This window comes from Neisseria sp., from assembly GCF_041804105.1.
Lineage (GTDB): Bacteria > Pseudomonadota > Gammaproteobacteria > Burkholderiales > Neisseriaceae > Neisseria.
Map to the genome: position 1 here is coordinate 1 of NZ_JBHCJY010000138.1, position 18,645 is coordinate 18,645.

Annotated in this window: 18 protein-coding genes and 1 tRNA gene; 7 read left to right on the plus strand and 12 right to left on the minus strand. The window is 53.7% G+C overall.

Going from position 1 to position 18,645, the window contains the following annotated elements:
• The 3 genes from ACEYDX_RS11740 to grxD form a co-directional block, all read left to right on the plus strand.
• On the plus strand, positions 1 to 1,299 hold a 1,299-nt coding region (locus tag ACEYDX_RS11740; protein WP_373742200.1), incomplete at its 5' end, for a toprim domain-containing protein.
• 689 nt (positions 1,300 to 1,988) lie between these two features.
• Positions 1,989 to 2,894 carry a ribokinase gene (gene rbsK, locus ACEYDX_RS11745; protein ID WP_373742201.1) on the plus strand — a complete coding sequence of 302 codons (906 nt, stop codon included), beginning with the start codon at positions 1,989 to 1,991 and terminating at the stop codon, positions 2,892 to 2,894.
• 412 nt (positions 2,895 to 3,306) lie between these two features.
• Positions 3,307 to 3,615 carry a Grx4 family monothiol glutaredoxin gene (gene grxD, locus ACEYDX_RS11750; protein ID WP_373742202.1) on the plus strand — a complete coding sequence of 103 codons (309 nt, stop codon included), beginning with the start codon at positions 3,307 to 3,309 and terminating at the stop codon, positions 3,613 to 3,615.
• A 91-nt stretch (positions 3,616 to 3,706) separates the two neighbouring features.
• Here grxD and ACEYDX_RS11755 read toward each other — a convergent pair whose 3' ends face one another.
• The 3 genes from ACEYDX_RS11755 to aroC all read right to left on the minus strand — a co-directional run bounded on the left by ACEYDX_RS11755 (position 3,707) and on the right by aroC (position 6,355).
• On the minus strand, positions 3,707 to 4,186 hold the full coding sequence (locus tag ACEYDX_RS11755; protein ID WP_373742203.1) for a ProQ/FINO family protein: 480 nt from the start codon (positions 4,184 to 4,186) through the stop codon (positions 3,707 to 3,709).
• A 139-nt stretch (positions 4,187 to 4,325) separates the two neighbouring features.
• A complete protein-coding gene (locus ACEYDX_RS11760; RefSeq protein ID WP_373742204.1) occupies positions 4,326 to 4,718 on the minus strand; it encodes a hypothetical protein in 393 nt (130 codons plus the stop codon).
• 542 nt (positions 4,719 to 5,260) lie between these two features.
• Positions 5,261 to 6,355, minus strand: a complete 1,095-nt coding sequence (gene aroC, locus ACEYDX_RS11765) for a chorismate synthase (RefSeq protein WP_373742216.1) — start codon at positions 6,353 to 6,355, stop codon at positions 5,261 to 5,263.
• Between the two features lie 173 nt (positions 6,356 to 6,528).
• Between aroC and ACEYDX_RS11770 the strand changes: the two genes are divergently transcribed.
• Positions 6,529 to 7,071, plus strand: a complete 543-nt coding sequence (locus ACEYDX_RS11770; RefSeq protein ID WP_373742205.1) for a carboxymuconolactone decarboxylase family protein — start codon at positions 6,529 to 6,531, stop codon at positions 7,069 to 7,071.
• 177 nt (positions 7,072 to 7,248) lie between these two features.
• Here the strand turns inward: ACEYDX_RS11770 and xerD are convergent, their stop codons facing one another.
• A complete protein-coding gene (xerD, locus tag ACEYDX_RS11775; protein ID WP_373742206.1) occupies positions 7,249 to 8,121 on the minus strand; it encodes a site-specific tyrosine recombinase XerD in 873 nt (290 codons plus the stop codon).
• A gap of 20 nt (positions 8,122 to 8,141) precedes the next feature.
• Here xerD and ACEYDX_RS11780 point away from each other — a divergent pair, with 20 nt between their 5' ends.
• Complete coding sequence (locus ACEYDX_RS11780; RefSeq protein WP_373742207.1) at positions 8,142 to 8,267, plus strand: hypothetical protein; 126 nt, start codon at positions 8,142 to 8,144, stop codon at positions 8,265 to 8,267.
• A 220-nt stretch (positions 8,268 to 8,487) separates the two neighbouring features.
• Here the strand turns inward: ACEYDX_RS11780 and prmA are convergent, their stop codons facing one another.
• From prmA to ACEYDX_RS11815, 7 genes are all read right to left on the minus strand, one after another.
• Entirely contained in the window at positions 8,488 to 9,375 is an 888-nt protein-coding gene (gene prmA / locus ACEYDX_RS11785) for a 50S ribosomal protein L11 methyltransferase (RefSeq protein ID WP_373742208.1), read from the minus strand.
• Between the two features lie 221 nt (positions 9,376 to 9,596).
• The gene (gene yacG, locus ACEYDX_RS11790) at positions 9,597 to 9,797 is read right to left on the minus strand and encodes a DNA gyrase inhibitor YacG (RefSeq protein WP_373742209.1); all 201 of its coding nucleotides are present in this window, start codon (positions 9,795 to 9,797) and stop codon (positions 9,597 to 9,599) included.
• A gap of 130 nt (positions 9,798 to 9,927) precedes the next feature.
• Positions 9,928 to 10,566 carry a dephospho-CoA kinase gene (coaE, locus tag ACEYDX_RS11795; protein WP_373742210.1) on the minus strand — a complete coding sequence of 213 codons (639 nt, stop codon included), beginning with the start codon at positions 10,564 to 10,566 and terminating at the stop codon, positions 9,928 to 9,930.
• Positions 10,567 to 10,927: 361 nt separating this feature from the next.
• Entirely contained in the window at positions 10,928 to 11,803 is an 876-nt protein-coding gene (locus ACEYDX_RS11800) for an A24 family peptidase (protein WP_373742211.1), read from the minus strand.
• A 1-nt stretch (position 11,804) separates the two neighbouring features.
• Positions 11,805 to 13,046: a type II secretion system F family protein gene (locus ACEYDX_RS11805; RefSeq protein WP_373742212.1), complete on the minus strand. Its 1,242-nt coding sequence runs from the start codon at positions 13,044 to 13,046 to the stop codon at positions 11,805 to 11,807.
• Between the two features lie 84 nt (positions 13,047 to 13,130).
• Positions 13,131 to 14,810 carry a type IV-A pilus assembly ATPase PilB gene (gene pilB, locus ACEYDX_RS11810; RefSeq protein ID WP_373742213.1) on the minus strand — a complete coding sequence of 560 codons (1,680 nt, stop codon included), beginning with the start codon at positions 14,808 to 14,810 and terminating at the stop codon, positions 13,131 to 13,133.
• A 775-nt stretch (positions 14,811 to 15,585) separates the two neighbouring features.
• A tRNA-Phe gene (locus ACEYDX_RS11815) sits at positions 15,586 to 15,661 on the minus strand.
• Between the two features lie 267 nt (positions 15,662 to 15,928).
• Between ACEYDX_RS11815 and ACEYDX_RS11820 the strand changes: the two genes are divergently transcribed.
• A complete protein-coding gene (locus ACEYDX_RS11820; protein ID WP_373742214.1) occupies positions 15,929 to 16,732 on the plus strand; it encodes a basic amino acid ABC transporter substrate-binding protein in 804 nt (267 codons plus the stop codon).
• Between the two features lie 430 nt (positions 16,733 to 17,162).
• Here the strand turns inward: ACEYDX_RS11820 and ACEYDX_RS11825 are convergent, their stop codons facing one another.
• Positions 17,163 to 18,311: a polyamine ABC transporter substrate-binding protein gene (locus ACEYDX_RS11825; protein ID WP_373742215.1), complete on the minus strand. Its 1,149-nt coding sequence runs from the start codon at positions 18,309 to 18,311 to the stop codon at positions 17,163 to 17,165.
• 244 nt (positions 18,312 to 18,555) lie between these two features.
• Between ACEYDX_RS11825 and ACEYDX_RS11830 the strand changes: the two genes are divergently transcribed.
• Positions 18,556 to 18,645, plus strand: a 90-nt coding sequence (locus ACEYDX_RS11830) for an AIR carboxylase family protein (protein WP_373742217.1), incomplete at its 3' end; no start/stop codon positions are given.

Below are 18,645 nucleotides of genomic sequence, written 5' to 3' on the forward strand. Positions count from 1 at the left end.
AAGGGCTATCTGCTCGACTTAATCAGCGAAGCGCAGGAAGCCGTGCCGGTGTTTGCCAGCGAAAACTATATTTCAAACGGCCACGACAGCGATTTCGCCGTCGGCGAAGGCGCGGCTTTCGCGCTCACTTGGCTGGAAGACGGCGTGTGCAACAGCGAGAGCTACGTCAACCTGATCCCTACCCCGCTGGGTGGCACCCACGAAGCCGGGCTGAAACAGGCCGTATTCGGAGCGGTGAACAACTTTATCAACCACCACAACCTGTTGCCGCGCGGCGTGAAAGTGCAAAGCGACGACGTATTCGGCCGCGTGGCCTTCGTATTGTCCGCCCGCGTGCTCGACCCGCAGTTCCAAGGCCAAACCAAAGACAAACTCACCAACCGCGACGCGCTCAAACTGGTGGCCGCGGTGTCGGGCGACCCGCTCGAATTGTGGCTCAACCAAAACGTAGAAGCCGGCAAAAAAATCGCCGAACTCGCCATCCGGCAGGCACAGGCGCGGATGCGCTCGGTGAAGAAAATCGAAAAGAAAAAAGGCAGCGGCGTGGCGGTGCTACCCGGCAAACTCACCGACTGCGAAAGCGAAGACATCCGCGAAAACGAGCTGTTTCTGGTGGAAGGCGATTCGGCCGGCGGCTCCGCCAAACTCGCGCGCGACAAAGCCACCCAAGCCATCCTGCCCCTGCGCGGCAAAGTGCTCAACAGCTTTGAAGTCCACCCCGACCAACTGTTTGGCAACGCCGAAATCCACGATATTTCCGTCGCCATCGGCGTCGACCCCCACGGCGCGGGCGACAACCCTGATTTGAGCGGCCTGCGCTACGTCAAAATCGCCATTTTGTCGGACGCCGACGTGGACGGCTCGCACATCCAAGTACTGCTGCTTACCCTGTTTTTCCACCACTTCCCCAAGCTGGTTTCAGACGGCCATATTTATGTCGCCCAACCGCCGCTCTTCCGCGTGGACGTGAACGCGCAGGGCAAGAGCAAACCCGCACGCAAACTCTACGCCCTCGACCAAGGCGAGCTTGACAGCATTCTGGAGCGGCTGCAAAGCGAAGGCGTGAAAGAAACGGCCTATTCCATCAGCCGTTTCAAAGGCTTGGGCGAAATGAACCCCGACCAGCTCAAAGACACCACCATGCACCCCGACACCCGCCGCCTGCTGCAAGTACAGATTCCCGACGGCGCGCTCGAAGAAACCCACGGCATTTTCGTGAAACTGATGGGCAAAGGCGAAGCCGCCAGCCGCCGGGCGTGGATGGAAGCCGAGGGGGATACGGCGGAAGTGGATATTTGATTCCAACTTGAAAATTGAAATGAAAGGCCGTCTGAAAATTTGATAGGGTTTTCAGACGGCCTTGATTCGTCTGAAAAACAGGTACGGGTAAAAGGCCGTCTAAAAACCGTACCCGTCATTCCCGTGCAGGCGGGAATCCAGAATGTTGAACCGCTGCGTTACCGAAAAAATATCGGTTTCCCATGCGTCAAACCGTCCGACGGGCGGCTTTACCGACAGTATGAACCGCAATTTATCCGGCCGCTGTTTCATCAAAACTGTTCTTTATTTAGAAAAGGTATCGAAAAGGCCGCCTGAAAATAATTTCAGACGGCCTTTATTCACCGGTATCCGCCGTTGCGTACGGTTACGCCCGCCAACGGGCTAACCGTACCTACGAGCTGTTTTACCGACCGCATGAACCGCAACTTATCCGACCGCTACTTTGCGGCAATCTCCATCATCAATCATGCTTACAAACCGCCCGTAAAGGCCGTCTGAAACATAAAAGCAACAAACCGTGCCCGTTGCAGTGTTATTTTCATGCAAAACGAATATAACTTGCTATATAATCCGCTCATCCGAGATTAACGGTATAAAAATTAGATAAACGGCATTATCATAAACACAGTATAATAACCCGCAACATAAACAAACGTCAGGCCGTCTGAAACATCCGGACGGCAGAACAACAGAAGAAGGAACAGATTATGTACCGCGCAAAAATTACGGTGGTCGGCAGCATCAACATGGATATGGTTACCCAATGCCGGCGTTTTCCCGACATCGGCGAAACGCTGATGGGCACGGATTTCCAACGTTACAGCGGCGGCAAAGGCGCGAATCAGGCGGTGGCGGCGGCGCGTTTGGGAGCCGACGTTACCATGGTCGGCGCGGTGGGCGACGACGGTTTCGGCTACGAGCTGCTGACCGTGCTCAACCGCGAAGGCGTCAATACCGACTATGTCAAAACCCTGCCCGACCTGCCCAGCGGCATGGCCAACATTACCGTGGCCGACGGCGAAAACCAGATTATCGTGGTGCCGGGTGCCAATTCCGGCCTGACACCCGCCGATGTCGAAGCCGCCGAATCCCGCATCGCCGAAGCCGACGTGGTGCTCGCCCAGCTCGAAATCCCGATGGACTGCGTGATAACCGCCGCAAAACTGGCTGCGAAACACGGCAAACCGTTCGTACTCAACCCCGCGCCCGCGCAACGCCTGCCCGAAGAGCTGCTGGAACTGGTTACGCTGCTCACGCCCAACACCACCGAGCTGGCCTGCAGCCTCGGCCTGCCTGCGGGGATGTCGGCAGAAGAAATGATACGCCGCAGCCGCTGCCCCGTGCTGATGACCATCGGTTCGGACGGCGCGCTCTACAACGACGAAAACGGCCAAATCCACCACCAACCCGCATTCCGCGCCATCCCCGTCGATTCCACCGGTGCGGGCGACACCTTCAACGGCGCATTTGCCGTATATTGGAAAGACGGTATGGCCTCCGCCGTGAAAAAAGCCTGCGCCGCCGCCGCGCTGTCGATTGCCAAAGCCGGTGCGCAAAGCGGGATGCCGTTTGAAGAAGAACTGGAAGCGTTTTTGGCGCAACAGGCCGTCTGAAAACGGGTTTTCCATTCCGCTCAAGGCCGTCTGAACGGTTTCAGACGGCCTTGAGCGGGTACATTTACGTTGTCAAACCCGCCCTACTCGACAGGATACTCCGCAACCGCGACACGTCTGTTCAGGCAAAAACCTCGGGACAGGACGGCTCCGCATCCGTTGGCGCAACGCCTGTTGGCCTCCGTACACAAATCGTTCATCCGGAAACGCCAAAGTATTGTCCAAGCCCGCATCAAGCCGAACCGACACTTAAAACCTAAACACCGGATTCCTGTCCACACAACATCACGACGCAAGGAAAAACGGTTTCCCCCGCTTCATAAAGATACGCCCGCACACCGTTTTCCCGCCGGCGGCAAAGCGCGTATAATGGCGTTTTCTTTTTCCTGCCAATCCCTTACAAGGACAAACCATGAGCATTCAAGAACAGATTAAAGAAGTCGTAACCACCCACCGCGTGGTGCTGTTTATGAAAGGCACCAAGCAGTTCCCCCAATGCGGCTTCTCTTCCCGCGCCGTGCAGATTCTCAATGCCGCAGGCTGCGAAGACTACGTTACCGTCAACGTATTGGAAAACGACGAAGTCCGCCAAGGCATCAAAGAATACAGCGACTGGCCGACCATCCCCCAGCTTTATGTCAACGGCGAATTCGTCGGCGGCTCCGACATCCTGATGGAAATGTACGAAGCCGGCGAACTGCAGGAACTGCTCAAAGCCTGATGCGGGCTTGAATCCGTTAGCCGTACACAACAAAAGGCCGTCTGAAACCATGTTCAGACGGCCTTATCCGTTACGGCGGCAAAACGCCGGTTTATTCCGCTGCGCTCTCCACGGTTTCCGCAACGGCGGAGGCTTCGCCCGCCGTTTCCGCATCCTGTTCCAGCTTCTCGGTTTCCGCCGCTTTTGCCTCTTCCGCAGCGGCTTTGCGTTCGGCCTGTTTTTCCAACGCCTCTTTCACCATCGGATGCTGGGCCGCAACAGCCTGCTCTTCGGCGCTGACATCGCCTTTGAAGCGGTTGTTCAAATCAAAACGCTTGCCGCCGCGGGCGAGCGCTTTCAGATAGCGCGGACGGCGGCAGTGGTTGGCCAGCACGCGGGCGATAAGCGCAGGGTCGAACTGGGGCAGCGCAGCCACAAGGTCTTGGTCGATGCCGACGGCCAAGGGCTTGAATTTTTTGAAAACATCGTATTTGTTGTAGATATGGTCGGCAATCATATCGGTCTGTTTTTTCTTGCTCATGGTCTGGACGGCCGACTTCAACGCAGCGCCCAATGCGGTTTCTTGTGTCATGCTGGTTATCCTGTGTAACAAATCCGCGCAGGCTCCGGCGCGGACAACTGATTGGCATTGTATTATAAAGTTTTTGTTTTGGTAAGGGTTTTTAGGTTTTTGCTCTATCGGCACGGAATCGCTGCACCGCAGGCGGCAGCTATTCCTGCGGATGGCATCGGATGGCCGTGACGGTTTCTTCTTTGTCCACGGTAACGATAGCAGACGGCCAGTTACCCGCCTTATGCCACCATTCGTAGCGTCCGTCGGGGCGTTTGACGCCTTCGCCCCAAACAAACCATGCTTTGTCCAAATGGTCGCCGACATTCAGGCCGGGATGCGGACAGTCCTGCCCTGCCGATAGACCGCACGTTCCGTTTTGGCGGCAGTCGGGGCGGATACAGTATTCTTTGGTATGGTGCCACTTTCCGCCTGTCGGCGCGCAAACCGCCAGCGAAGCAAGCGTGCGGGCAGTCGGGGATACGGTAAAAACCAACACGGCGGTTGCGGTGATAATTGCTGCGAGTAAAATAAATTTTGCTTTTTGAGTCATATGTTTCCGTAATATTGTGGCAGCCGCTCATGGCGGCGGGGCAAGCGGTGTTACTGTTCGGCAAGTCTGTTTGGGGATTCCGTTGCTCGCGGATTGATCCCACACTCCCGCCGCTACCGCGCAGGCGGGAATGCGGAATGTCGAAATGGCGGCATCGCTTAAAAATATTGGTTTGTTTCTCGCGTCAAAGCTCCGGATTCCCGCCTGAGCGGGAATGGCGGAAAACTGCCTCATCCCGACACAGTCTTTGGCAAAGGCCGTCTGAAATGTTTTTCAGACGGCCTGTATGTTCAAAAACAGGATTGGCAGGTTTTCCAACCGCACTTTTTCAAACAGCCTTTGCTGCATCATGCCATCGTTAAGGCCGTCTGAAATGTTTTTCAGACGGCCTGTATGTTCAAAAACAGGATTGGCAGGTTTTCCAACCGCACTTTTTCAAACAGCCTTTGCTGCATCGTGCCATCGTTAAGGCCGTCTGAACCGTTAGCAAAATGCGAACGCATCCGCTGCACGCGGCGTTTTCAGACGGCCTGACGCGGGCGTTACCGCCTTTCAATATCGGGGGTACTGACGCGCACATCGGCATTCTGCGCACGGTGGCGTAATGCGTGGTCGATCAACACCAGCGCGAGCATGGCTTCGGCAATCGGGGCGGCGCGCAGGCCGACGCAGGGGTCGTGGCGGCCGTGGGTGGCGATTTCCACGGGGTTGCCGTCGATGTCGATGGACCGGCGCGGCGTGGCGATGGAGCTGGTGGGTTTGATGGCGAAGTTGGCGGTAACGGTCTGCCCCGTGGAAATGCCGCCGAGTATGCCGCCGGCGTGGTTGGATTTGAAGCCCTGCGGCGTGAGTTCGTCGCCGTGGCAGCTGCCGCGCTGCGCCACCACGCCGAAGCCGTCGCCGATTTCCACGCCTTTGACGGCGTTGATGCTCATCAGGGCATAGGCGATGTCGGCATCGAGCCGGTCGAACACCGGTTCGCCCAGACCCACAGGCACGTTGCGCGCTTCGATGTGCAGCTTGGCACCCACCGAATCGAGCGATTTGCGCACGCTGTCCATATAGGCTTCGAGTTCGGCGATTTGGCTTTGGTTGGCGGCGAAAAACGGGTTTTGACCGATAAAATCTTCGTTTTCAAAGGCAATTTCGACTTCGCCCACCTGCGTTACCCAGCAGACGATTTCGGTGCCGAACTGCTGTTTCAGCCATTTTTTGGCGACTGCGCCTGCGGCCACGCGGGCGGCGGTTTCACGGGCAGAACTGCGGCCGCCGCCGCGGTAGTCGCGCGTGCCGTATTTGTGCCAATAGGTGTAGTCGGCGTGGCCGGGGCGGAATTGGCGGGCGATGTTGCCGTAGTCTTTGCTGCGCTGGTCGGTGTTGCGGATGAGCAGGGCGATGGGGGTGCCGGTGGTTTTGCCTTCGAACACGCCCGATAAGATTTCCACTTCGTCGGCTTCGCGCCGTTGGGTAACGTGGCGGCTGGTGCCGGGTTTGCGGCGGTCGAGATCGGTTTGGATGTCTTGTTCGGTTAGAGCCAGCCCGGGCGGGCAGCCGTCGATGATGCAGCCCAATGCGGGGCCGTGGCTTTCGCCGAAGGTGGTTACGGTGAAGAGTTGTCCGAATGTATTGCCTGCCATGGTGCGCTCGCTGTGGATGGTGGGATTTGACAGGGCGGATTTTAACACAGGCCGTCTGAAACCCCGCCCGATATTACCGCAAGCGTATGCGCTTATACCCAAAGGTTTTTGCTTTCAGACGGCCTGCTTGACTATAATGCGGTTTTCGACAACTTCCCAAGCAAAGGAACAATATGGCACGCCTGACCGTACACACCGTGGAAACCGCTCCCGAAGCCGCCAAAGCGCGCGTGGAAACCGCTTTGAAAAACAACGGCTTCCTGCCCAACCTGATCGGCGTTTTGGCCAACTCCCCCGCCGCGCTGGCAATGTATCAGGATGTGGGCGCGCTCAATGCCACCACCAGCCTGACCGCGGGCGAGCGTGAAGTGGTGCAGATTACCGCCGCCGTGCTGAACCAGTGCGGTTTCTGCAAAGCCGGCCACACCGCTTTGAGCACCAAGAAAAACCTGCTCGAACCCCAAGCCATCGAAGCGCTGCGCAATACCGCCGCACTGGACGATGCCAAACTCAACCGTCTGGCGCTGTTTACCCAAGCCGTGATGGCAAACAAAGGCAATGTATCCGACGACGAGCTGAAAGCCTTCTTCGATGCGGGCTACAACGAACAGCAGGCATTGGAAGTGGTGCTCGGCGTTGCGCTGGCCACCCTGTGCAACTACGCCAACAATCTGGCGCGCAGCGACATCAATCCCGAATTGCAGCCGTTTGCGTAAACCGCCGTTTCACTTCTTGCCCGAGTAAAGGCCGTCTGAAAACTGTTCAGACGGCCTTTGTTTTGGCAACCGGATGCGGATCAGCGGCGGGCCGGTCATCCACGCATTTGCATCATCTGCGGGAAATGCAGACCTGCGCCAGCCGGATGCCGAACCTGTTTCACGCCGCACCACCTTTCAGTTTCGTGAATGATGTTCTTCCACGATGCTTTTCAGCCTTTGGTTGGCAACGTGGGTATAGATCTGAGTGGTGCTGATGTCGGCATGACCGAGCAGGCTTTGGACGACGCGCAGGTCGGCGCCGTGGTTGACGAGATGGGTGGCGAACGCATGGCGCAAACCGTGCGGGCTGAGATTGCGGATACCGGCGGCTTCGGCGTAGTTTTTCACAATCATCCAGGCAAGCTGGCGGGTAATGCCCGTGCACTTCTGGCTGACGAATATTTCATCGAGCGTTTTGTTTTTTAAGAGCTGCGGGCGGGCTTCGGCAAGATAGCGGCCTATCCAGTAGGCGGCTTCGGCACCCAGCGGCACGATGCGCTGCTTGTTGCCCTTGCCGACGGTGTTGATGATGCCTTTGGCCAAATCGGCTTCGTTGAGACGCAGTTTCACGGCCTCGGTTACGCGCAGGCCGGTGGCGTAGATCAGCTCGAGCAGCGCCTTGTCGCGCAGGCCGTGCGGGGTGTCGGTATCGGGAGCGGACAACAAACTGTCGATTTGGTTTTCGGTAATCAGCACAGGCAGAGACTTGGCTTGCGAAGGGCTTTTCAGGTGTCGGGTGGGATTGTCGCTACGGCTGCCGTTTTCTTCGAGCCAGCCGTAGAAACGCTTGCAGGCCGACAGCGTGCGGGCCTGGGTGCTTTGGCTGTCGTCGGGATGGTAAACGGCTTCGGCCAACGCTGCGCCGTCGGTGTCGTGCCAACCGTAACCTGCAACATTCAGACGGCCTGCGGTTTTTTCAAGGTCGCGGCGGTAGGCTTCGAGCGTGTTGCGGCTGAGACGGGCGGTCAGCCAAAGATGGTCGAGAAAGGCGGCAATCGGGTCGGACATGGCGCAGTATGCAGTGGCAGATGGAAACAGCTGATTTTATAGCGAAACAAAATCGGAAAGCTACTGCGCCGAAAGTTTATCCGCACGATACCGGTAGCGAAACAAAAGGCCGTCTGAAAACCGTGTGTTCTTCAGACGGCCTGTGACGGGCACTTTAACGGCAAGCCGCATCCGCCCGAAACCGCACAAAGGCCGTCTGAACATTTTTCAGACGGCCTCAAGCGGTCTTTATGGGATACCGTGTTTGTACAGCGTGTTAACTAATGTTGGTTGACAGCATTCACAGCCGTCAACGCATCATCCCAACCCGGCCGTCCGGTCAACGAATCCGACCGACTTGCGCTGTCCGAACGGCAAACACGCTTCCTACCGCTTCACGCCGCTCAGGCATGCCCAGCCTTCTTCGATGCGTGCCGGAGCCAAGTCGAACCATTCCCCGTATATTCCGCCGAGTTCTTCCGCCTGGTCGTCGAGCAGGCCCGACAATACGATGCGGCCGCCTTGTTTGGTGCGGGCGGCGAGCATTTCCCCCAGCAGGCGCAAGGGGTTGGCAAGGATGTTGGCCACCACCACGTCGAACTGTCCTTCCGGCAGTTCGTCGGGCAGGTAAAACGCAGCATCGGCTTGGTTTTGTTCGGCATTGTCGCGGCTGGCGCGGACGGCCTGTTCGTCGATGTCCACGCCGACGGCGCTGCCTGCACCGAGTTTCAAGGCGGCAATCGCAAGAATGCCGGAACCGCAACCGTAATCAAGCACGCTTTCGCCGCCTTTGAGTTCGGTGTCGAGCCATTGCAGGCACAGACGCGTGGTCGGGTGGCTGCCGGTACCGAAAGCAAGGCCGGGGTCGAGTTGCAGATTCACTGCATCCGCATCGGGAGCCTCGTGCCACGACGGGGTAATCCACAGGCGGTCGGAAATCCGAATCGGGTCGAACTGCGCCTGCGTCAGCCGCACCCAATCCTGTTCGGGCAGGATTTCGACCGTATATTCGGGCGTATCGATGCCGCAGTCGGCACAGGCGGCGGCCACCGTCGGCGCGGTGTCGTCGTGTGCGCCGAACAGCGCGATGACTTTGCTCTGCTGCCAAACCTGTTCAGACGGCATACCGGGTTCGCCGAAAATCGGCTGCTCGCCCTCCGTACCCGCGTAGGCATCTTCAATGGCGGCGGACAAAGCACCGTGTTCCATCAATGCGTCGGCCAGACGTTCGGCGGTATGGTCGTTTACGGCGATGGTGATTTGCTGGTAAGACATGGTTTGGCTTTCGGAATTCGGTAAAGGTTTATTTTAACGCAAAACAGGCCGTCTGAACGGGCTCGGGCGGTGTGTCTGCCGTTTTCAGACGGCCTCACGGCACAGGCAGGGTATCGTCGTCGGAAGTCGGCCACAGGCTCGATAAAACCGTACTTAAAGTGAAAAATCTTGCCCGACAACAACCCTGCCTGCGGCTGATACCGAAGCCGTTCCAAGACGCATCAATGGCGCGGCGGCGGGAAGTTGCCGTCGAAACCGGACATCGGCTCGTCTTCTGCGGCAACGGTATAGCTCTCGTCTGCCCACTGTCCCAAATCGATGAGCTTGCAGCGTTTGCTGCAAAACGGACGGTAAATGCTTTCGGCACGCCATTCGACGGCGGTACCACAGTTCGGGCATTTGACGGTAACGGGTTTGTTCATGCGCTTTCCTATAACAAACGGCTGTGTTCGGATAATGCGTTGACGGTACCGATACCGTCATTCCCGCACAAGCGGAAATCCTTTGCCGATATTCATAAACTCATGTTTTCAAAATTTACCCGCACCCACATCAGGTCGTCTGAAAAGGGCAGGCATCGGTTTTGGCTGCGCTGAAAACGGCTTGGTAATAGCGGTTCAGACGGACGGCCTTTTCCGCCAATTCATTTACCGTACCATCGTTGCACAACACATCGTCGGCAGCAAGCAGGCGGTCGCGGCGGGATGCCTGGGCGGCCATGATGCGGCGGACTTCTTCTTCGGCCAAACCGCTGCGCTGCCGCACGCGCAGAATCTGCACGTCTTCCGGCACATCCACCACCAATACGCGGGCAGCCAAGGCTCGGAAAGCGGGTTTTTCCACCAACAGCGGAATATCGATGATGCCGTACACCGCATTTGTCTGCCGATGTTGTTGATCGGCAATGCCTTCCAATATCAGCGGAAACATCAAGGCTTCCAAGACTGCTTTCGATTCAGGCCGTCTGAAAACTTCTTCGCGCAATGCGGCACGGTTCAGACGGCCTATTCCGTCAAACACGACACGGCCGAAACATTGCCGTATGGCCGGCAATGCCCGCCCGTTTTCAGCCGTCAGCGCGCGGCTGACCGCATCGGCATCGATGCAGGGCACACCGAATCCGGCGAATATTTCCGCCGTTCGGGTTTTGCCGCTGCCGATTCCGCCCGTCAGCCCTATCCATATGGTCATTGCTTGCCTTACTCCGTATTTTTTGCGGGATGAAAACGTATTTTGCCGTCTCAACGGAAACCGTTTACTTGGCTGTCCGTTTCGGCTGTCGGCACGAAAATCCGTCTTTCCTGTAAAACGGCTATTCCTGTAAAACCCAAACGCAGGCTTCCGCCTGCACGGGATGGCAGCAACCGGAAAACCGCCGCACCGTTTTTCAAAGTTTATCCGCCCTATTCGGATAAACGGTTTCAAGCCGATGGTTGTGCCGTCGGCAGAAAGTTTTCAGACGGCCTTACCGCGCGGATAAGGCCGTCTGAAAAGATAACCGTGCGACAGGCTGTCTGCAAGGTATTTTTAAATCACAGCATCAAACGGAGACTCAGAATCCGGATGAAGCCAACCACCAGTTGATCCCTGCCGCCACGTGGTCGCGCGCCAGAAAAATAATCAGACCCGACACGGCCAAACTGGGACCGAAAGCAAACTGCTGCCCTTTGGCGATGCGCATAACCAGCGCACCGAGCAATCCGACCAATGCCGACATAAACACCAATACCGGCAACACCGCCACACCAAGCCATGCGCCCAATGCGGCCAACAACTTGAAATCGCCGCCGCCCATACCTTGGCGGCCGGTAATCAGCTTAAACGTATAATTCAACAGCCACAGGCTCATATAGCCGCACACTGCCCCCCAAACTGCGGAAGCAAGGGGCACATAAGCACCGTTGATGTTGTACAGCAAACCGAGCCATACCAAAGGCAGCGTCATCGAATCGGGCAGGTATTGGGTATCGGCGTCGATAAAGGTAAGCGCCACTAAAAACGCGGTAAAGACCAAGCCGCCGAAAGCAATCCAGCTCCAACCGTATTTCCATGCCACCAAACCGAACAGAATGCCGGTAAGCAGTTCGATGAGGGGGTAACGCTTGCTGATGGGCGTTTTGCAGGTGGCGCATCTGCCGCCGAGCATCAGGTAACTGATCACAGGGATATTTTGCCACGCCTTAACCGGCGCATGGCACTTCGGGCAGCGGGAATCCGGCTTGACCAGATTGAACGGCTGCTGTTCTTCTTCTGTCAGCGGCTGGTTCAGGTGTTCTTTTGCAAACAGCGTCCAACCGCGCTCCATCATTACCGGCACGCGGTAAATCACCACATTCAGAAAACTGCCGATTAAGAGTCCCAGCACCACCGCCAACGGAACGGCAAACGGCGCGAGTGCTTGGGACAAATCCGATAAGAAGCCTGCCATATCAGCCGCCGACCACATTACCGAGGTTGAACAGCGGCAGATACATGGCCACCAGAATCACACCGATAATCGAACCGAGTACCACCATGATGATAGGCTCCATCAGGGAAGACAGTTGTGCAACGGCATTATCGACTTCGTCTTCATAAAATTCCGCAGCCTTGTCCAGCATCTCGTCAAGCGAACCGGCTTCTTCGCCGATAGAGGCCATCTGAAGAACCATGTTCGGGAACATATCGGTTGCCTGCATACTGGAAGACAACGACAAGCCTTGGGTTACTTTGGAACGGATGTCCTGTGTGGCTTCTTCATACAGAATATTGCCCGCCGCACCGGCAACGGAATCGAGTGCCTCCACCAACGGCACACCGGCGGCAAACAAAGTGGCCGTGGTACGAGACCAGCGGGCAATGGTGGCCTTCTGCACAATCGGGCCGAAAATCGGCAACTTCAGCAAAAAGGCATCAACGCGTTTTTGTAGCGCAGGGGATTTTTTATACCATTGGAACACACCGAAACACGCCAGCGCAGCACCGATAACGATCACCCATACGTATTTCACGATGAAATCGGACATGTTCATCACGATTTGCGTCAGGCCGGGCAGCTCCGCACCCATGCTTTCGTACACCTGGCCGAATGAAGGCAGCACCCATACCATCATTACGAATACCAATACAATGGCCACCACCACAATCGCAATCGGATAAGTCAATGCGCTTTTTACCTTTTTCTTGATGGCTTGGGTTTTTTCTTTATAAACAGCCAGTTTGTCCAGCAATGACTCCAAGACACCGCCCGCTTCGCCTGCCGCTACCAGATTGCAGTAGAAACGGTCGAAATATTTCGGATGGGCGGAAAAAGCCTTACCCATCGAACTGCCCTGCTCCACTTCGGCACGCACCTGCATCAGCATTTGCGTCATCGACGGATTGGAATGGCCGCGCGCCACGATTTCAAACGCCTGCATCAACGGCAAACCGGCTTTCATCATCGTAGCCAACTGGCGGGTAAAGACGGTAATGTCTTCCTGAGTGATGCGTTTTTTGCGAACGGCTTTCGCTTTACTAATGCGCAATGGTTTGATGCCGCGACGCTGAAGTTTTTTACGTGCTTCTTCCTCGTCTTTCGCAACCACCTCGCCACGAACAAGCTGTTCGGTTTCGATGTTTTTGCCTTCAAACGTAAAACGTTTACCCTTGTCTTTTTGGGCTTTCGCACCCATAGGCTTGGTCTGAGCCATGTTTACCCCTTAAAAATTATTTTAGTCGTCGGTTGTATCAGAGTCTGCCGGCCTCCTCTTCGGCAAAGCGGAGACCGGCAAACCTTAATCGTTGGTATTGGCAAGCACTTCTTCCAAAGAAGTCAGCCCCTGCATCACTTTCAACAGGCCGGCACGGCGCAAATCGACCATGCCTTCCTGATAAGCCATTTTCTGAATATCGACTTCCGTGCCGTTATTCATAATCACGCGCTGCATTTCGTCGGTAATCGGCATGACTTCATACACACCGGCACGTCCTTTAAAACCCTTACCGCGGCAGGTATCGCAACCGACCGGACGGTACATCGTCCAATCCTTGGCCAAATCTTCGTCGGTAAAACCGGCTTTTTTCAGCGCCGGCACGGGCGGACGCTCCACGGGTGTTTTACAGTTCGGACACAGACGGCGCAACAGACGCTGCGCCATAATCAGACTGACCGAACTCGCGATATTGAACGGCGCCACCCCCATATTCAGCATACGCGACAGCGTTGCCGGCGCATTATTGGTATGGAGCGTCGAAAACACCATATGGCCGGTTTGCGAGGCTTTGATGGCAATATCCGCTGTTTCCAAGTCACGAATCTCGCCCACCATGATGATGTCCGGATCTTGGCGCAGGAAAGATTTCAATGCAGCCGCAAAGGTCAATCCCTGTTTGTCGTTTACGTTTACCTGATTAATGCCGGGCAGGTTAATTTCCGCAGGGTCTTCGGCCGTGGAAATATTAACCCCCTCGGTATTGAGAATGTTCAGACAGGTATAAAGCGACACCGTTTTACCCGAACCGGTCGGCCCCGTAACCAGCACCATCCCGTAAGGGCGGTGAATCGCTTCCAACAGCAGTTCTTTTTGAAACGGCTCGAAGCCCAACTGGTCGATGTTCAAAGATGCCGCATCGGAGTTCAGAATACGCATTACCACTTTTTCGCCGAACAGCGTCGGCAGCGTGCTCACACGGAAATCGGTAGGCCGGCCGTGCTTATGAAAAGCGATTTGGATACGGCCGTCCTGCGGAATACGTTTTTCGGAAATATCCAAACGTGCCATTACTTTGATGCGCGATGCCAACTGTCCACGCACGGCAACCGGAGGCTGCACGACTTCACGTAATTGGCCGTCCACGCGGAAACGCACCCGCGCCGTCTGTTCGTAAAATTCGAAATGGATATCTGATGCACCCGCATTCAGCGCATCTGAAAGCGTTTTATGAATAAACCGCGGAATCGGACCATCTTCCGCTTCTTCATTATCGATAAACAACGCTTGAGCAGGCGCAGCGGCCTCATGCTCCTTACTCATTTCTTTCAAAATGGTTGTGGAACGCTGTCCTAAAAATTCAAGAAATGAACTGAGCTGATCATCCTGCACCACCACCAAATCAACGGAAATACCCGACGCAAACGCGATTTTTTGGAAATTCTGGATTTGGGTAGGATCAGATACCGCCAGGAAAACCTTACGGCCGCGGCGGAAAATGGGAATGCAGCGGTTCTGAACCATCTGCTCTTCGGTCAACACATCGGTCAGTACATTGCTGCGCGGAAAATGGCGCAAATCCAGCAAAGGATAGCTGAACACGCGCGCCACCAACTCTCCTAAAGATTTAGGAGAAATAATGCCGCCTTCAAACAGCATCGGCATCACGGCCTTGCCGGCCTTCAATTCATTGTGGTACTGCTCGGCCTGACTGTTGTTGATAATCTGGCTCTGTACCAAAACCCTTAATAATCCAACACTCATGGATTCAACCTGTCCGTTTCTAAATAATGTGCAGCACTTTCAAACAAGGCTAAAAGTGCGCCGGTATTTTATTATTTGACCCATAAAAGCCGCTTGGACAGGTTAGGCTATAAAACAGGCGTTTTCCCCAAAAGGAAACGCCGACAACCCGCCGGTTCGGCTGACGACGACTATCGAGTAAAGCAGTTGAACGGTTTCACTGTTACGGCTGGTATTATAAAACAAGTCCGACGCACCACCAATCGGCATACGTTTTTTCCCGACCAAGGTGTCTGCCGGACAAGCCCTTACGCCCCTCAGAACCAAATCAACACCTTATTTTTCAACAATTTTCATGATTTTCACATTTTACAACACTGTCTTAACAGTAGTATTTTAAATCCACTATCATAAAAGTCATTGATTACTTGTGGCTGTGTTTAGAGATTACGTTGATGCTTGATTTTTCGTCACTCCCGCACAGGAGGAAATCTGACTTCGATATTCATAAGTGCTTGTTTAAACCAGCGGTTAAGCATAAATTTTTGCCTGCGCCGGCATGACGGAAATTTAGAGCAGCCCGTCTTACCTATGCAGGCCATTAACATCACATCCATGCACAACCTTACTTTTCAGACGGCCTAAAAACAAATTGATACGGTTTCAGGGTAGTTTCAATGGTTTTGTTTTACCGCCACCATTTCCATATCTCTAATCATTTGTCCGCACTAAACACACCCAAAGAAATAGTACCGAACATTAACAATAGACAAAAAAATAACCGCATAATGCGGTTTGGTGGCCAGAGGCAGGATCGAACTGCCGACACACGGATTTTCAATCCGTTGCTCTACCGACTGAGCTATCTGGCCGTCTCGTTTTCGAGAAGTGTGCATTAAACCAAAATCACACGGCCAAAGCAAGCATTATTTGCTGTTCGGATTTTATTTGCTCATTAACACAATGTTTTTTAAACAACTTAAAAACCGTTTCCCTGACTATGGCATTACAGGTATGATATGCTGAAACCGTTTTCAGACGGCCTTACCGAATCCGAATGCCGTTTACCGACATTGCCCCACTGTAAATATCTGCTAAACTACCTGCTTTCCCTCAACCGAACTGCAAAAGGAATCCGCATGAACCTGACCAAATGGCTGGCAACCGCCGTAGCCTGTTCCGCCTTTGCCCTTTCCGCCTGCGGCGGTCAAGGCAGCCAAACCGGCGAAGCCAAACCCGATCCCAATAAAGTCTACCGCATCGTTACCAATGCCGAATTTGCTCCGTTTGAATCACGCACGCCCGACGGAAAAATCGAAGGTTTCGATGTCGATTTGATGACCGCCATGTCCAAAGCCGGCAATTTCAAAATCGAATTCAAACATCAGCCGTGGGACAGTCTCTTTCCTGCGCTGCAAAACGGCGATGCCGATTTGGTAATGTCTGGCGTAACCATTACCGACGAGCGGAAACAAACCATGGATTTTACCGATCCGTATTTTGAAATCACGCAAATCGTGCTCGTTCCCAAAGGCAAAGACGTCAAGTCTGCCGAAGACTTGAAGAAACTGAATAAAGTCGGTGTTGTAACCGGTTATACCGGCGACTTTACCGTATCGAAAATGCTCGGCAGCAGCAGTCCGAAAATCGCCCGTTTCGAAACCGTACCGTTGGTTATCAAAGAATTGGAAAACGGTGGCTTGGATGTGGTGGTCAGCGACAGCGCCGTGATTCTGAACTATGTAAAAAACAATTCCAGCAAAGGATTTACCACCATTGCCTTACCCGACTTCACCAAAGAAAGTTACGGTATCGCCACACGCAAAGGCGATGCGGCTACTCAGAAGATGCTGAACGACGCGCTGAAAAAAGTACGCGAGAGCGGGGAGTACGACAAAATTCATTCGAAATACTTTGCCGAAGCCGGCGGTCAGAAAAAATAAGGATTCTGTTCTTATCCAAACTTCCCAAGTTGGATAACAAAAAGCCCGATATTTCCGTATCGGGCTTTTTCATACATTTCCAAAACAGCAAACCGTTTTTCAGACGGCATATTGGTCGTCTGAAAAACACTTCGGCATCCCAGAGTGTATTTATATTTTTTCTTCTGCAATCAAACCGAAAAATATATGGTCTTAAATTGCCGGTTTCCATTCCATGTACCAACCATATTCATTTCACTATACAGTAGGTCGTCTGAAAACAGTTTTCAGACGGCCTGTTACGATTTTTTGGAGTAAAAAATCTCTCGATAAATTTTAGATATAAAAACGGATTCTTCCGAGATAAGGAAAAAGATTTTGCACACTACAAACCCAACAAAAAAGCACCGCATACCGCAGTACTTTTTTGCAAATGTGTTTTCAGACGGCCTTATTGCCCTGCCTTCAAACCTTGCCATAAACGGACGGCAATTTTACTGGAGTTGGGCGATTTCGGCAGGATAACGAAGCTCTTATCCTTCACTTCCTTACTCGGGAAAATGCTGGCATCGTCACTGTATTTTTTATCCATCAGCTTACGGGCAGGCAGACTTGCAGGAGCATAAGTCACGAAATTACCGTTTTTCGCGGCAACTTCGGGAGTCAGCGTGTAATTGATGTACTTATGAGCATTGGCGGCATTTTTCGCGTCTTTCGGAATCATAAACGAATCAATCCATATACCCACGCCTGTTTTCGGTGTCAGCACTGCCAACTCAACTCCGTTTTTCGCATCTTTTGCACGGTTTTTGGCGATGTTCAAATCACCACCGTAGCCGATGGCAACACACAGGTTTCCGGCAGCCATATCGTCAATATAACCCGAAGAGCTGAAACGTTTCACATCTTTCCGCACTTTTTTCATCATTTCTACTGCAGCTTTGATGTCTTCCGGATTTTCACTGTTGGGATTTTTGCCAATGTAGTTCAAAGCCAGCGGAATTTGTTCGGTAGCGCTGTCAAAAAAGCTGATACCGCAATTTTTCAACTTAGACGTATATTCGGGGTTGAATACCAAATCCCATTCGTTTTCAGGCAGCTTTTCGCTGCCCAATGCTTTGGCGACCAATTTTTTATTGATGGCCAGCGTGTTAATCCCCCAGAAATAAGGAACGGCATATTTATTACCCGGATCCACCTGAGCCATCAGAGATAATAGTTCAGGGTCAATCTCTTTATAATTCGGAATCTGATTTTTATCGATTTCCTGATAAGCACCTGCCTTGATTTGCCGGCCAACGTTGGCAATTGACGGTGCGACAAGATCATAGCCCGATTTGCCGGTAAGCACTTTGGCTTCCAAAGTTTCATTACTGTCGTAGTAATCGTAACGCACTTTGACATTATTGGCTTTTTCAAACTCTTGCACTGTTGCCGGATCAACATAGTCTGACCAATTATAGATATTCAGCGCATTTGTTGCGGGTTGTTGTGCGGCAGAATCTGCCGCCGCCGCACCGGGCTGTGATGATTTTTCACCACCGCCGCAGGCCGCTAAGAAAAGACCTGTCAGCGCAGTAACCAACAGCGATTTTTTCATGGTTTCGTCCTTACTTTGAGAAATGTCAGTGAAAGAAGATTGCAGCGGTGGTTGTGGCCACATACAAAGTGGATGCCGCATGTTGCGACAGGCGCAATTAAACGGCAAAAACCCTGTTAACGCAATACCTTACAACGTAAAAACAAACATTCTTTAACACTATTGGCACCAGGTGTCTCATCATAAACGGAAAAATTTTCAGACGGTCTTGATATTCCCCCCAATTTCCCGGAAGGATTCCCGCATGATAGAAGTAGGCATCATCATGGGCAGCGACAGCGACTGGCCCGTCATGCAGCACGCCGCCGATTTTCTCACACGGTTCGGCATCGCA